The sequence below is a fragment of the Maritalea mobilis genome, from assembly GCF_004363175.1.
Taxonomy (GTDB): Bacteria; Pseudomonadota; Alphaproteobacteria; order Rhizobiales; family Devosiaceae; genus Maritalea; species Maritalea mobilis.
Window position 1 is genome coordinate 96,568 of the sequence record NZ_SNYR01000001.1, and the last position, 15,211, is coordinate 111,778.

At 50.1% G+C, this 15,211-nt stretch carries 10 protein-coding genes; 8 read left to right on the plus strand and 2 right to left on the minus strand.

Translation table 11 applies throughout. From position 1 onward, the window contains the following. Nucleotides 1-82 precede the first annotated feature (82 nt). The 6 genes from ATL17_RS00440 to ATL17_RS00465 are packed head-to-tail and all read left to right on the plus strand — an operon-like array spanning nucleotide 83 to nucleotide 6,987. Nucleotides 83-1,249 (plus strand): ABC transporter ATP-binding protein, encoded by a 1,167-nt coding sequence (locus tag ATL17_RS00440; protein ID WP_133570819.1) that lies wholly within the window; start codon nucleotides 83-85, stop codon nucleotides 1,247-1,249. Continuing rightward, the gene (locus tag ATL17_RS00445) at nucleotides 1,246-2,475 is read left to right on the plus strand and encodes an ABC transporter substrate-binding protein (protein WP_133570820.1); all 1,230 of its coding nucleotides are present in this window, start codon (nucleotides 1,246-1,248) and stop codon (nucleotides 2,473-2,475) included. The genes ATL17_RS00440 and ATL17_RS00445 overlap by 4 nt, the downstream gene beginning before the upstream one ends. Before the next feature lie 24 nt (nucleotides 2,476-2,499). Then, the gene (locus ATL17_RS00450; protein ID WP_246028602.1) at nucleotides 2,500-3,435 is read left to right on the plus strand and encodes a carbohydrate ABC transporter permease; all 936 of its coding nucleotides are present in this window, start codon (nucleotides 2,500-2,502) and stop codon (nucleotides 3,433-3,435) included. Beyond that, nucleotides 3,428-4,240, plus strand: a complete 813-nt coding sequence (locus ATL17_RS00455) for a carbohydrate ABC transporter permease (RefSeq protein ID WP_133570822.1) — start codon at nucleotides 3,428-3,430, stop codon at nucleotides 4,238-4,240. Before ATL17_RS00450 ends, ATL17_RS00455 begins: the two co-directional genes overlap by 8 nt. A gap of 3 nt (nucleotides 4,241-4,243) precedes the next feature. Then, nucleotides 4,244-5,947, plus strand: a complete 1,704-nt coding sequence (locus ATL17_RS00460) for an amylo-alpha-1,6-glucosidase (RefSeq protein ID WP_133570823.1) — start codon at nucleotides 4,244-4,246, stop codon at nucleotides 5,945-5,947. 8 nt (nucleotides 5,948-5,955) lie between these two features. Continuing rightward, a complete protein-coding gene (locus tag ATL17_RS00465; RefSeq protein ID WP_133570824.1) occupies nucleotides 5,956-6,987 on the plus strand; it encodes a LacI family DNA-binding transcriptional regulator in 1,032 nt (343 codons plus the stop codon). 5 nt (nucleotides 6,988-6,992) lie between these two features. Here ATL17_RS00465 and ATL17_RS00470 read toward each other — a convergent pair whose 3' ends face one another. Together ATL17_RS00470 and ATL17_RS00475 are read right to left on the minus strand one after the other, a co-directional pair. Beyond that, nucleotides 6,993-7,781: an SDR family NAD(P)-dependent oxidoreductase gene (locus ATL17_RS00470; RefSeq protein WP_133570825.1), complete on the minus strand. Its 789-nt coding sequence runs from the start codon at nucleotides 7,779-7,781 to the stop codon at nucleotides 6,993-6,995. A gap of 120 nt (nucleotides 7,782-7,901) precedes the next feature. Further along, the gene (locus ATL17_RS00475) at nucleotides 7,902-9,488 is read right to left on the minus strand and encodes a GMC family oxidoreductase (RefSeq protein WP_133570826.1); all 1,587 of its coding nucleotides are present in this window, start codon (nucleotides 9,486-9,488) and stop codon (nucleotides 7,902-7,904) included. A 379-nt stretch (nucleotides 9,489-9,867) separates the two neighbouring features. On the opposite strand from ATL17_RS00475, the gene ATL17_RS00480 reads away from it, so the two are divergent. Then, complete coding sequence (locus ATL17_RS00480) at nucleotides 9,868-11,154, plus strand: hypothetical protein (RefSeq protein ID WP_133570827.1); 1,287 nt, start codon at nucleotides 9,868-9,870, stop codon at nucleotides 11,152-11,154. Nucleotides 11,155-11,356: 202 nt separating this feature from the next. Further along, nucleotides 11,357-15,106 (plus strand): OmpA family protein, encoded by a 3,750-nt coding sequence (locus ATL17_RS00485; RefSeq protein ID WP_166638828.1) that lies wholly within the window; start codon nucleotides 11,357-11,359, stop codon nucleotides 15,104-15,106. Nucleotides 15,107-15,211: the final 105 nt, after the last annotated feature.

Here is a 15,211-nt window from a genome sequence, read left to right on the forward strand (position 1 = left end):
TTTCTAAATTAATTGAATTAACACTTTACAACTTAAGTTAAACGTTTATATTTTTGACAAATGCCAGGGAGAGGGACGAAGCATGGCGGGCGTAAAAATCGATGGGCTGGAAAAGAAATTTGGTAGCCTTCGGGTCCTGAAGGGGATTGATCTCGATATTCGCGATGGCGAGTTTGTCAGTTTCCTTGGGCCGTCAGGTTGCGGCAAAACTACGCTTTTGCGGTCCATTGCAGGTCTTGAAGAGATCGATGGCGGGCGGGTTGTGTTGGGTGGTCAGCCCATCAGTAAATTGCCGCCAGCTAAGCGCGATATTGCCATGGTGTTCCAGAACTACGCGCTCTATCCGCATATGAATGTCTACAAGAATTTGTCATTCGGCTTATCGCTGAATGGCGTGCCAAAGGCAGAAATTGACGAGCGGGTGCAAAATGCAGCCCGCATCCTGCAAATTACCGAGCTTCTGAAGCGGCGACCTAAGCAATTGTCGGGCGGGCAGCGTCAACGTGTGGCGATTGGTCGGGCGATTGTGCGCGATCCAAAGCTTTTCCTGCTGGATGAGCCATTGTCGAACCTTGATGCTGGCTTGCGGGTGACCATGCGGGTGGAACTTGCAAATCTACATAAGCGCCTTGGCGTCACCATGATTTACGTGACCCACGACCAAGTAGAGGCGATGACCTTGTCTGATCGTGTGGTGGTGCTGGACCAAGGTAAAGTTGCCCAATTCGGCACGCCGCTCGAGCTATTTTATGCGCCGCGAAATCTATTTGTGGCCAGCTTTATCGGCTCGCCCAAAATGAACTTTTTGGACGTGTCGGTCAAAATCTCTGGAGAAAAAGAACTTACTGTAAGCGCCGAGGAATTGTCCGGTGAAATCAAAGTGGCGCTCGAAGCCGCTGCGAAAGATGTTGCTGGCCCACACACTCTCGGCATTCGTCCGGATAATATCGAACTGGTCGCGCAAGACGAGGCGCATATGAGTGGCCAAGTGCTGCTGGTGGAGCGCTTAGGCACTGAAAGCCAAGTGCATATCAAACTCGAAAATGGCCAAACATTTGTAGCGATTGCCCGCGGCACCCATCCGGCGGCGACGGGCGACCGCGTTTACCTGAAATTTCCTGCTCAACATTGCCACATTTTCAATGGGGAGGGGCAGGCATATCCGCGTGAACTGGATGCGGAAACCCGATCACTGATTGATCGACAAAAGTCGCTGCATGGTGCGGCGCAAAGAGGAGAGGAAAAATGAAGCATTTGAAGAAACTGGCCTTGGCGTCTGTTTTGTCAGTCGCGGCGCTATCAGGCACGGCTCTTGGGGAGGAAACCATTCGCTTTGCCACGTGGGATAGCGATGAAAGCCTTGAAATTCAAAAAGAAATTGCACGTCGCTTTGAAGCGGCCAATCCCGGCGTGAAGGTGCAAGTTGAGCCATATGCAGATGGCTACGACCAGAAGCTGATTGCTTCATTCGGTGCCGGCAACCCGCCGGATGTGATGTATATGTGGAACTATCCCAAATATTACACATCATTGATGCCACTTGACGATTTTATGGCGCGCGACGCTGAAGCCATGAATTTGGATGACATCCCGCCGGGCCTGATCAATACGACGCGGATCGACGGCAAAGCTTACGGCATGCCAGCGGGCTTCACCACCCATGTGGTGTTCTACAATAAGGACATGTTCGAGGCCGCAGGCGTTGAAATGCCAAGCGAAGATTGGACATGGGCTGAGCTGCGCGAAAAAGCAGCGAAATTCCGTGATGAAGAAAGCAAAGTCTACGGCTTTGCGGTTGAGGCCAAACCCGACCCATTTGATTATGAGCAATTCTTCTGGTCAAACGGCACGCGCTTTATCGCAAAAGATGGCTCTGCAGTTGATGGCTATATGAACAGCCCAGAAGCTGTGGAAGTGCTGACCATGTTTGCGGATATGGCTGCAAATGAAGAAGCAGTTGTGCTCGGCATTGGCGACAATAGCTCAGGTTCTGCGCTGTTTAAGGGCGAAAAGCTGGCCATGTATCAATCGGCTATGTGGTCAAAAGGCGGCTTTGACGAAGCTGGCATCAATTATGGCGTGGCAAAGCTACCATCCTTTGGTGACAAGCCTGTGCATTCGTCCATCGGCGCGTCAGCCATGTCCATGGCCAAAGACACAAAGAACCCAGATTTGGCATGGGAGTTCATCAAGTTCTTCTCATCAGCTGAAGCGGTGAAGTTGCGCACAAATGATTTGCCAATCCGCACCAGCGTTGCTGAAGAAATGGAAATGACCACCGATCCAATCTTCAAGCCATTCTTTGACATGTTGGCGGTTTCCGACAGCGAGTCAAACGCATTCCTGAAACACGAAAATTGGGGCAAAATCCAAGCGAACCTAGAACGCGCGATTGAGGCCACGATGATCGAAAAAGGCAATGCAAAGAAACATCTTGATGACGCTGTTGCTCGTTCGCAGCGCCACCTAAACTAACCCACGATAGGGGGGATGGATATTATGTCTGGAGTTCAAGATCGGCAGTATCAACGACAAAAGTTTGTTGAGAAACTCACGCCATATTTGTTCATCTCCCCTTGGATATTGGGCTTTTTCTTCTTCACCCTTGGCCCGTTAGTGTTCTCCTTTGTGATGAGCTTTTACGATTGGCCAGTGGTGGGGGAGCGCGAATTTATCGGCACTCAGAATTATGAAGTGATGCTGACTCAAGACCCGCTTTTCTGGGACAGCCTGTGGGTCACCATCAAATTCGGCCTGTTCTTTGTGCCGTTCAATATTATTCTTGGCCTGCTGTTGGCGGTTTTGCTCAACCAAAAGGTGATCGGCAGCGGCATTTTCCGCACCATCTTTTACCTTCCGAGTGTGATTTCCGGCGTTGCTTTGGTGACGATCTGGGCGTGGATCTACAGCCATGAATATGGAATTTTGAATTTCCTTTTGGGATTGGCAGGCATTGATGGGCCGAACTGGCTCGGTGATCCAAGCTGGGCACTGCTGGCCATCGTCATCGCGTCGCTTTGGGGCCTTGGCGGCACCATGCTGATCTTGTTGACCGGTCTGCAATCCATTCCGAAAGAACTTTACGAAGCGGCAAAAATCTCCGGTGTCCCCGGCTGGGCGCGGTTGATCTTTATCACTATTCCTATGCTGTCGCCGATGCTGCTTTTCACCTTCATCACCTCAATCATTGCGGCATTCCAGCAATTGACCATTGCCTTGTTGCTGACAGGCGGCGGGCCGCTCGAAAGCACCTATTTCTTCGCGATGTATATTTACGACAATGCGTTCAAGCATTTCGAAATGGGCTATGCCGCGGCTAATAGCTGGGTGATGTTTCTGATCATTCTGGCGCTCTCCATGATGGTGATGAAATCTTCGTCTGCCTGGGTTTATTACGAAGGCGAGATGAAAAAGGGAGGCAATAAAGATGCTTAGAACCTTCACATATGGCGCGCTGATTTTTCTTTCTGCGCTGTTCATTCTGCCTTTCTATTGGACCTTTATCACCGCAGTGAAAAGCGTTTCTGAGCTATATCAATATCCGCCTGTGTTCTGGCCATCGGACGTGCAGTGGGAAAACTTCATCACCGCATGGTTCAAGCAACCTTTTGATGTGTATTTCAAAAACTCTGCCATCGTGGTGGTGATGTCCACCATCGGGCAGCTCTTTTCATCCTCGCTGGTGGCCTATGGCTTTGCCCGGTTCCAGTTTAAAGGGCGTGACGTGATCTTCATCATTTTGCTGGCCACCATGATGATCCCATGGGACGTAAAAATGATCCCGCTCTATATGGAATTTAACATGCTGGGCTGGATCAATACACTTAAGCCCTTAATCGTACCTGCCTATTTCGCTGAAGCATTCTTCGTCTTCTTGCTGCGGCAGTATATTATGACGGTGCCAATTGAGATTGATGAGGCAGCGCGAATGGATGGGGCGAATAGCTGGCAGATTTACTGGCGTATTCATTTGCCCTTGATGATGCCTGCATTGGTGCTGGTGGGCACGTTCCACTTTATGAACGCGTGGAACGACTATCTAGGGCCGCTAATCTTCCTCAATGATCAATCGAAATATACGCTTACGCTTGGTCTTTCCATGTTCAAAGGGCTGCATGAAACTGACATCACGTCTATTGCGGCGATCACCGTGCTGCTGTGTATCCCGCCTCTGATCCTGTTCTTCTTCGCTCAGCGCTACATTATGGATGGGGCCATCGGATCATCGGTGAAAGGTTAGGCAATGCTGTTTGATTTCGACAAGGTGCCATTTTCAAAGCACCAACGTTTCACCACATTGTCGATGATGGGTGAGGGCACAGATCGCGCCCTTTACCTCCGTTATGTGGCGGGCGGCGACGAACGGCCAAGCCTTGGCAAACTAAGCCGCGTTCGCTTTGAAGATGAGGCGGGTCATGATTTATCACCGAAGTATGACCTTACGCCTGCTGCATTGAAGGTCAGCTTGTTCAACGGCGCAGAACAAGTCGGCATCGCGGCTTTTGCCATCGGCGAAGGCGAGACTTTGCATGTTAAGGCTGAAAATATTGCGGTGATCTTCGCTTTAGAAGGATCGCGCTATGATTATGCATACAAAACAGCTCATGGCGCTGACTGCGTCGTGGCCGCCGGGGAAAATCTTCGCCTAACGCCATTTGTACATCAGGGGCAAATGAACGTGAGCGGCCAATGGCGGCGCGATCATGCGGATAATGTAGAGCTGCGTTTCGCTGGCACGATGCTTGACGCTGGAATTATGTTGCATGAACGTTTGGCCCCTAAGGCACCAACGGCAAGTTTCGAAGACGCGCAAGCGCAATCAGTCATTGCATTCGAGGCATGGCGTACAGCAGATAAAGGCGAAGCGGCGCTTCTGGCTAATTATCTGTTGTGGGCCAATTGCGTGCCGAAGCGGGGCTATTTGACCGCACCCGCCATCTACATGTCCAAAAATCATATGATCAACATATGGAGTTGGGACAATGCATTTTCCGCACTTGGCGTGGTGGAAAATGATCCGCAACTTGCTTTTGATCAGTTTGCGGCCATCTTTGATCATCAGGATGAAAGCGGCTTATTGCCTGACTTCGTGCACGATAAGGGCGCGTCTTATAGTTTCACCAAGCCGCCTGTGCATGGTTGGGCGATCAGTTTGATGCTGCAGCGCAATCCAGATATTTTCACTGAACCGCAATTGGCTTATTTGCGGGAAAAGTTGGCACGGCAGTTCAATTATTGGATGGAACATACGCGTGCAGATGAGCACTCACTGCCCAGCTATGCCCATGGCAATGATAGCGGATGGGACAATGCGAGCTTTTTTGCCGAAGGTGGCCCAGTTATCGGCCCGGACCTGCCAACATTTCTGGCGCACACCGCCCGCACCATTGCACATTTGGCTAAGCGTGCAGGAGATATTTCGCAGGTCGCAGAGTTTACGCAGCATGAGGATCAATTGATTTCGATTCTGCTTTCGCAATTGTGGGATGGCAACACCTTCCAAGTGCGCTTGGTCCATAATCAGGCAAAGCCTTTGCCCGATCAAAGTCTTATTCAATTTATGCCACTTCTGCTGGGCGATAAGCTGCCCACAGAAATCACGGCTAAATTGCTCCAGCGATTTGATGAATTGGGCATGGTGACGGCATGGGGGCCTGCAACAGAATCGCCAAGCAGCACATTTTATGAAGCAGATGGATATTGGCGTGGCCCGATTTGGGCGCCGACAACATTGCTGATTGTCGAGGGCTTATTGGCGCAAAATGAACGTAAGCGCGCTCGTGAAATTATGCAAAAATACCAGCATTTATGCGAGACTTCCGGCATGGCTGAGAACTTCGATGCACTAAGCGGCGCTGGCCTGCGTGACAAAGCTTTTGCTTGGACATCAGCGGTTTATTTGCGTTTTGCCCAACTATTGGCTAACGATTTTGGGGAAGAAATTTGAGCACACTTATGTCACCGCGCCCCACAATTAAGACCATTGCCAAAGAAACTGGCCTTTCGACGGCCACCGTGTCCAAAGCCCTGAACGGCTCGCCGCAAGTGCGTCCGGACACGCGCGATAAGATTTTGGATGTCGCCAAAAAGCTTGGCTATGAAATGAATTTGAGCGGTGTGCAACTGCGCACGGGCAAAACCCACCAAATTGCCATGATCACCGTGATCTCGTCGCCCCATGACGATGAATGGGGCGGGGTAGGCTATGCCCAACTTGTTTATGGAGTTTCAGATGTGCTGCACGACACGCCTTATCGCGTGGTGCAATACCAAGCCAGCTCTTATGAGGAGAGCTTTGACATCATTAAGCGCATCGTGGCCAACCGTAAAGCGGATGGTATTATTTTGCCCGGCACGCGAGTGAAAGATAAGCGCGTTGAATTTATGCAAGCGCAAGATTTCCCGTTTGTGACCTATGGCCTCACCGAAGCCGAAGTGCCCCACGCTTATGTCGATACCCACAACCAACGCATTGTTTCTATTTGCGTGGAACGTTTGATTGCTAAGGGGCATAAGCGCATCGCCATGCTCAACGCTGATATGGTGCTGATGTATTCGCGGGACCGTGAAAATGCCTATCGGCAAACATTGCAGGATGCCGGATTGAAGTTTGATCCAAGCCTTGTGGCCAATGGCGAACTTACGCCGGCATTTGGGCGTGAGCAGTTTTTTGAAATGTCGATGTTTGACGATCCGCCAACTGCTTATTTCTGCGCCAATGAGGCGACAGCCATGGGCGTTTTGTCAGGTTTTCATGTGCGCGGTTATGAGCATGGGCGCGATGCGGTGGTGATTGCTACGGACGATTTGAACGTATCGCAATATTTCTCACCACCAATCACAACTTGCTATTTGCCCATTTCAAAGCCCAGCCAAGTTCTAGGCGAATTTATGCTGAAACTGCTGAATGGCGAAGCACCCGAAAAGCTACAAAAGCTATTCGTGCCCGATTTGATTGAGCGCAGCTCAGATGAACTGCGCAAATAATCAGACTACCAAGCAGTATATCCACCATCGATGACAAAGTTTGATCCGGTGACATAGCTTGAGGCGGGCGAGGCGAGGTAAAGTGCGAGGCCCGCAATTTCGCGCGGATTACCCGCACGCCCCATCGGCGTGCACGAAACAAACTTCTCAATCGCTTCCGGTGCTTTCTTTGTCCACGCTTGATTAGGCTCGGTCATAAACAGGCCCGGGCTGATGCAGTTTGCATTGATATTATGTGGCGCCCAATCCACCGCCAAAGCTTTGGTGAAATGAATGATCGCGGCTTTGCCCGCTTCATAATGTCGGCCCGCAACGCCTTGGTTGATGATCATGCCGGAAATGGACCCCATATTGATAATGCGGCCGCCCTTGCCACGCTCGATCATGGCTTCGCCAATCAAACGTGTCATCAAAAAGCAATGGTCAACGTTCAGCGCGAAACCTTCTCGCCACTCATCATCGCTGGTTTCTTCAATCTTGGTATTTGGTTTCCGCCCACCCACATTATTGACCAGAATATCGATGCCGCCGGGCAGGGCGAGGGCCTCTTGTGCCGCGCGTTTACATTCATCTGGCACAGTGACGTCTGCGATGATGATTTGGGCTGAGGCACCGCGTGCCTCAATTTCGGCGGCCGTCTCTTTCAAACTGTCCTCGCCACGCCCCACCAACACGATCTCAGCACCTGCGTCAGCATAAGCAAGGGCGATCTCGCGCCCCAGACCACGGCTGCCGCCAGTGATCAGCGCACGTTGGCCGGTGAGTTTAAAATCATCAAAGATAGAAGCAGGCATTGGGACACTCCAAAATTAGGGGAAGCCTTGCGCGCTGGCGCAAGGCGAATTTGCACGACCCTATATTTATGACAATGCCCCGGCCAGACAGCAAGTCTTTTAAAGACCAATTTTATACCTTTAGGTATTCGCTTTGATGAAGCGTGCCGCACGTTCTGCAATCATCATCACTGGCGCATTGGTGTTGCCTGACACCAAAGTCGGCATAATAGAAGCGTCTGCGACCCGAAGTCCTTGCACACTCTTGACCCGCAATTGCTCATCAACAACCGCCATTCTGTCGTGGTCCGGTCCCATTTTTGCAGTTCCTGAGGGATGGAAAACTGTTTTCGCGGTTTGTCGTACATAATCGCGCAGCGCATCGTCATCTTTCTCAATGCCGGGTTTTGGCAAGGCGCGGCGATCAATCAATTCAGCTAGGGCTGGGGCTTCCAAAATCTCAATCGACTTTTTAACGCCGCGCACCAAAACTTCCAAATCAGCCTCATCAGAAAAGCTACCCGCATCAAATAGCGCGCTGTCTTTGGGGTTGTTTGAGCGCAGTTTAACCGAGCCGCGCGACTTTGGGCGCAGGAAGCATGGTGCAATTGCAATGCCGTGTTCAGGAATGGGCTCACGATCTGCCCAGCCCACCATAAATGGTAAGACGTGGAATTGTAGATCTGGCATGCCCGCATTCGACACGTCTACAAATCCGCCAGACTCCACAACATTGGAAGTCAGCAATCCCGTGCGGAACATCAAATATTGCGCCATATGTTTGACGGCGTTGAAACCCTTATCTTGCTTAAAGAACGAAATCGGCGCTTTGGAAACACCTTGCACCGTTGTTTCAAGGTGATCCTGATAGTTCTCACCAACGCCGGGTAGGTCGGCTACGACGTCAATGCCATGTTGCGTGAGCTCAGTTGCTGCACCCAAGCCAGACAATTGCATCAAGCGTGGGGTTTCAATCGCTCCTGCACACAAGATGATCTCGGCACCGGCGGTGATATTTTCGCCGCTTTCAAGTTCGACACCAACCGCTTTTTGTCCGTCAAACAAGATGCGGGCAACGCGCGTCTCCGTCATGATCTTGAGGTTTGGGCGTTTTTCAGCCTTCCGCAAAAAGGCTTCAGCGGCAGACCAGCGCCGCCCATTGTGGGTTGTTGTTTGATAAAATCCAACGCCTTCCTGCACCTTGCCGTTAAAATCAGGATTATAGGGCACACCAGTTTGCTGAGCGGCGCGAATAAAGGCGCGGGAGAGGGGATGATGATAGCCAGTCTCGGAAACATGCAATTCACCCACGGTGCCATGCATCTCATCCGCAATTTCCATATTGTTTTCAATGTCGCGGAAAACGGGCAATACGTCGTCGAATGACCAACCTTTATTGCCGGCCTGTGCCCAACTGTCATAGTCCTCTGCTTGACCCCTTATATATAGCATTGCATTGACCGATGAACCGCCACCAATCACATGCCCCTGGATTACAACTGATGGTCTGCCATTTAGCCGGTCTGACGGTTCCCCAATATAAGAGACAATATCGCGCCCTTTTTCGATTACTTTAAAGAAGGTCGCAGGCATCTTGATATAGGGCGATCTATCTTGCCGACCGCTCTCAATCAGCAAAACTCTGTTTTTAGGATTCTCAGTAAGGCGCGACGCCACTACGCAACCTGAAGAACCGCCGCCAACAACAATATAGTCAAAACTGTCCATAATTCCTCCCAAACAGCTTGTTTGGTCGGTACACTATTTTCAACACGATTAAGCGTCTTGCCTGAGCGCGCCTTTGGTGTTGGCCAGGCGGGTCATAAAATTGAATCAGCGCAAATACTTCTGAAGAACAATTAGATTTGACGACAAATAAGTCGACGAACCAGAAGAAAAGCGTTAATGAAGTGTTAAATTTATCAAGGAGATAGGGCAAATTGCGTGGCAAAATCTGCCGCATATGCCTTAATTTTGACGGTCTAGTGCATAAATTGTGTCCAAAATGCAACATGGTCAGCAGAACAGACATTTCGCACGCCAAAATTTGAATTCTTAACTTGTATGTTTTCCTTTCATGGGTAGTTTGTGTCTTGCGAATCCATGCATGGAATCGTTTGTCGGTCGCGAATGCGACGTCAAACACACCCTCATAAGTGTGGTCGCGTTTCGACAAACAGCCGGAAAAACCGGCAAAATGAAAAACAAACTGATTTTGGAGGTCAGTACTATGAAAGTTAAGAGCCTATTTCTCGGTTCTGCAGCAGCGGTAGCGCTTTCTTCAGGCGCAATGGCAGCTGATCCAATCGGCGTAGCTTTGGACACATGTTCATTGTTGAACATCACTGGTTTGACAGTTTCTTCTGAAAGCAATTGCTTGAAGTTCTCTGGTGAAGTTTCTTACGATTGGGATTGGGATCTCGACGCAGAAACAACAACTAGCGAATTTGGATGGGAATTCACAATGGAAGCCACTGCAGACAGCGACTTCGGTCCTGCCAAAGCAGTTGTAACTTTGATTGATGAAAGCGGAACCTCTACATCTTCAGATGTTGACATCGATGAAGCTTACGTAGCGATCGGTGATCAAACCGTGATCATGGCTGGTCAAAAGGGTTCTGTTGCTAAAGATGGCGACGACGAAACTTTCACAGCTCTGTTCGATCTTGACGGCCGTGACGGTAACGATGAAGGTATCGACCTAGGTGGCGGCCAAGGTGGTCACGTGATTCAAGTGACTTCTGATCTGGGCAATGGCGTGGACGTCGCTTTGGGTCTGGAAGACTTGAGCACTAACGACAATGCTTCATTGGTTGCTGGCCTTGGTGTTGATCAAGATTGGGGTACTGCACACGTTGGTATGGTATTTGACGATATTATCGATCCAGGTACTAACGATTGGTTCTTGCATGCTGGTGCAACAATTAATGTTGACGACATGTCATTCCGCGGTGCTTTCAGCACGGACGATGCTGGCGAATGGGCTATCATGGTTGCTGGTAAAGCGACATTTGATATGTTCACATTGGCTGCTGGCGTAGAGTTCTTCGAAGACGATCACTCTACTACACTTGGCGGACCTGACGCCGACACTGACGTTGAGTGGGAAGCTGCCGTTTCCGGTGAAGCTGCAGTTAACGATGCTGTGACCATCACAGTTGCTGGCCGTTGGGACGACAACGACGAGTGGGATGTTGCTGCTCAAGGCGTATTCGCAGTGTCTGATAATCTCGACTTGACTGCAAAAGTCAACTTCGACGAAGCTAACGTTACAACATTCAATGCTGATCTTGATTGGGCACCTGGTGGTGGCTTCGAGGCTGGCGTAGGTGTTGAAATTGATAGCAACAGCAACTCTGCTTTGTCTGCTTCATTCTCTAAAGCTTTCGAATAAGTCTTATAGACTTTATCGAGATGGAAGGCCCGGCAATTTGCCGGGCCTTTTTTTGTGCGAAATTTCTGCGATAAATCCGTTAAATCATTGAAATTTGTCTGGTGATTTGAATTAGAAGCGTTACACTTTCGCGCGGATGGGATCGTTGTTCGGCATTGCTGATCGACGGTTGAGGTTTGACCAAACGTTGCGGGGAAGTGCTGTGAAGTGGATTAATGTTTTGGTTGTTGGCGCTGTTGTGGCGCTCGGCGGCGGTATGTTCGCGGTTTCGCAAAACCAGAATAATATGGAGCAGGCGATTAAAGCCCAATTGCTTCAAAACCCACAATTGCCCGTTGCAACTTGGGCAGACATTTCAATTGAAGCGCGCGATTTGACGCTTAATGGTGTGACGACCGATAAGGCAGAACTGGAAAAACTTATTTCCGGCCTATCCGCAATGCCAGAAATTGCCTCAATTTCGAACAATGCAAAACTTGCACCGCTTGCTGATCCTTTTGAATTCAATGCGCAAATTGAAGTTGGTACTGTAAAACTGAGTGGGCATATGCCCAGTGCTCAGGTGCAGCAAGACTTTCTTTCGCAAATGCCGGAAAATGTGGAAGCGGAGTTTACCCTTGCGTCAGGTGGTCCTGCCGCGAAGGATTGGCGCGAACTACTTGATTATAGCACGCGCTTATTTGACCATTTTGATCAAGGTGAGATCAGTGCACGTGGTTTGAAGGTATCTTTTGCAGGCCGCGCAAAAAACCATGAGTCATTCCGTGATCTTGATTTGATCGCAAATGCCGGTTTCCCTGATAATTTGAAGCGAGGCACTGCAGAAATCATACCGCCATATGAAGAAGATTTTGCCCTGAAGGCTTCGGTTGGTGGGAATGGGCTTGTGCTTGATGGATTTGTGCCGAGCAGTGACACGCGTGCAGCCCTGAAAGAGCAGGGTGCAGATATTTCAAATGTGCTTATCGCTTCGGGCGCACCGGAGAATTTTGAACGTGACATAAACCGGCTCATTCAGCAGCTTACATTGTTGAATCAAGGTGAATTTTCAATCTCCGAAGCCGAGCTGAATTTTACCGGACACACCGATAATTTTGAAGTTTATGATCAGGTGAATGTTGTGCTGAATGCGATATCTCGTGATCAAAAGAATATCGACCTACCATTGCCAACAGTTGCGCCATTTACATTTTCACTTGCGGGAACTGCCGATGCAGTCAAGGCAAACGGATATATTCCAGCGGAGATGCCTGAAGATCTCTCCACCAAAATTGATTTGAGTGAAACGCGTGCAGCAAACGGCGCACCTGAGAATTTCGATGAAATTGCTGCTTGGATGGGCAATAGCCAGGCACATTTGGCTGATAACTGGGCGCTAGAGCTGCAGGGAAATATCGTGAATGTGACCGGGCAAGCGAAAACACCTGAAGCTTATATGGATTTATTGGCCCATGCCGCCCAACCGCCTGCAGGCGTGACGATTGACTTGTCTAATCTCGATTTGGCTGTCGCGGAGCCATATATTTGGACGCTTGATAAATCCGGCAGTGGCAAAGTGCAAATGGCTGGCTATTTGCCAGACAGTCAGTTGCGCCAGACAATTTATGCGGTTTTAGATACAAAAGCTGACGACACGACATTGTTGGCCGCAGGCGCGCCAGAGGATTTTGGCGTAATGGCAACCCTAGCTGCGAAAACAATCAATATCGCGGATTCAGGTCAGGCGATCCACGATCAATTGGGCTGGACGACAGATGTAACTGCGCGCGACCTTTATAATAAAAACAATATATTACAGCTGTTTTCTAATGAAGAGATTCAACCTGAGCAATTGGGTCTGCAAGTCGCTCAATTGCCGCCGCCATTGCAAGATCCATATCGATTTGCGGTGACCAAAACAGCTGATGGGGCGCGGTCGTTTGAAGGCTTTGTGCCAAGCGAAGCGATGCTGATCAATTTGGCTGATCAGGGCACGCTGGAATTGGAAATAGCGCGCGGCGCGCCGAGCCAATTTGAAGAGTTCGTTGCTTTGGGCAATTCAGTGCTTTCTGGTCTCGAAACAGGGAAATTGCAGCTGAATGGCGACAAATGGACCTTGGAAGGCACTGCTGAAAGCTTTGAAAAGAAGCAAGGCTTGTTGACGCAAATTGAAGAAGCTGGCCTGAACAGCGAGAACTGGACAATCGAGATCAATTCGCCAGCGCAAACCATTTCTCCTTATCTCTTCTCGGCAGAGAAGCAGTTGAACGGCGATTTGAGCGCGAGTGGATTTGCTCCTTCGCAAGAGATTATTGACCAGTGGGCACAAGATTTCGGGTGGCGCGCGCAACTGCAAGTTGGGGCAGGTGCGTCTGATCAATTTATGCCTCGTGCAGCGGTTGGGCTGGAGGCGCTGAAGAAGCTGGATGCTGGTCGCCTCAGCTTGGTTGATGGGCAATGGGCGCTGATTGGCCGCGCCTCATCTGACGATGATTTGGCCGAGATTGTTGAAATCTTGGCACCGGAAAGCGAGGCTTTCCTCGTTGATGTTCAAATTTTGCCACCAGTGGAAGCACTGTCTTTGCAGATTAAAAAATCTGCGGAGGGAGTGTTCGAGTGGTCAGGCTATCTGAGCGATAAAACCTATTGGGATCAAAGCGGCGACTTGCCCGTGAACACTGAAAATAACCTGCCGGAGCGCGCTGAATTCAACCAAATGGTTGCCTTAGGTATTGATGCACTGTCCATGCTCAATACGGGTGAAGTCATCCATGCGGGTGGGCAATGGAGCATTTCTGGCGAAGCGCCTGATCGTGCTGTGTTGTCGGCTGTTAAACTCATTCTGAGCAATGCGCCGCTTGGTAGTTTTTACACGACATTGACGGTGCCCGCAGAGCCAGAGACGGCAACGCCTGATCCTGAAATGGAGGAGCCTGCCGCTGAGGAAGCTGCTGAAGTCGAAGCAGAAGAACCGCAGGAAACGGAACAGAACGATCAGCCGCAAGAACCTATTGTGGAAGACGCTGAACCGATTGTGGAACAAGACGCTGAAGAAGCGGAGGCGACGCCAGTTGAGGAAGAGGCCGCACCTGTTGTTGATGAGGCCAACGATGCTGAAACTGCACCTGCTGAAGAGGTGGCAGCACCGGAAGAGGTTGTTGAGCCTGAAGTTGAAGCAGAAACGCCTGCTGTTGACACAAATGAAGAAGCAATGCCTGCAGAAAGTGAGCCTGAGGTAGAGGGAGTTGTTGAAAGTGCTGAGCCTTTCACAACCCTGTTGAGCAAAGAAGCAGGCGCGCCACTGACGATTTCAGGCAATGTACCGGATGCAACCGCGCGCTACGCATTGGAACTCAGCGCTGGTGAAGGTGCAGTGCTTGACGACATCTCAACAGCTGAAGGTGCTCCAGAGCGGTTTTTGGATCAAGCTTTGACAATCACACAGGCTTTCGGTGCTCTGGCAAGCGGCGAAGCGAGCTTAAACGACGGCGAATGGCGCGTTGTTGGCAAAGTTGATAGTTTTGATGCGCGTGACAAGGCTTTAGCCGCACTTGGCAGATTGCCGAATGCGCAGATCACCATCAACACGCCACCAGCGCACAAATTGTGCAATGTGAATGTTGAGCAAGTTATTGCCGAACAAGCTATTTTGTTCGAATCCGGCAGTGCCCGCATCACAGCAGGGTCGCGTAGCGTTTTGGAAAAAATCGCCGCAGAATTGGCCAATTGTCCGAATTCAGTTGTGGAAGTAGAAGGCCATACAGATGCTGATGGCGATGATCTGATCAATCTGTCACTCTCTGTGCAACGTGCGGAAACAGTGGTCAGTGAGCTAGTTGAAATGGGTGTAAATGCCGATCGGCTATACGCCTTAGGGTTTGGCGAAACTCTACCGATCGCGGATAATGATACGCGCGCGGGCAAAGCGCAGAATCGTCGCATTGTGTTTACAGTGCGGCCACCGCTAGAGTAGATTGCAGAAAAAAGGGAGGATCGGATGTTTTTCCAAACCATCGGATTTCTGATTTCACAATATTGGCTATATTTTAGCCTCGCGCTGGTTATTGGCTTATTGACC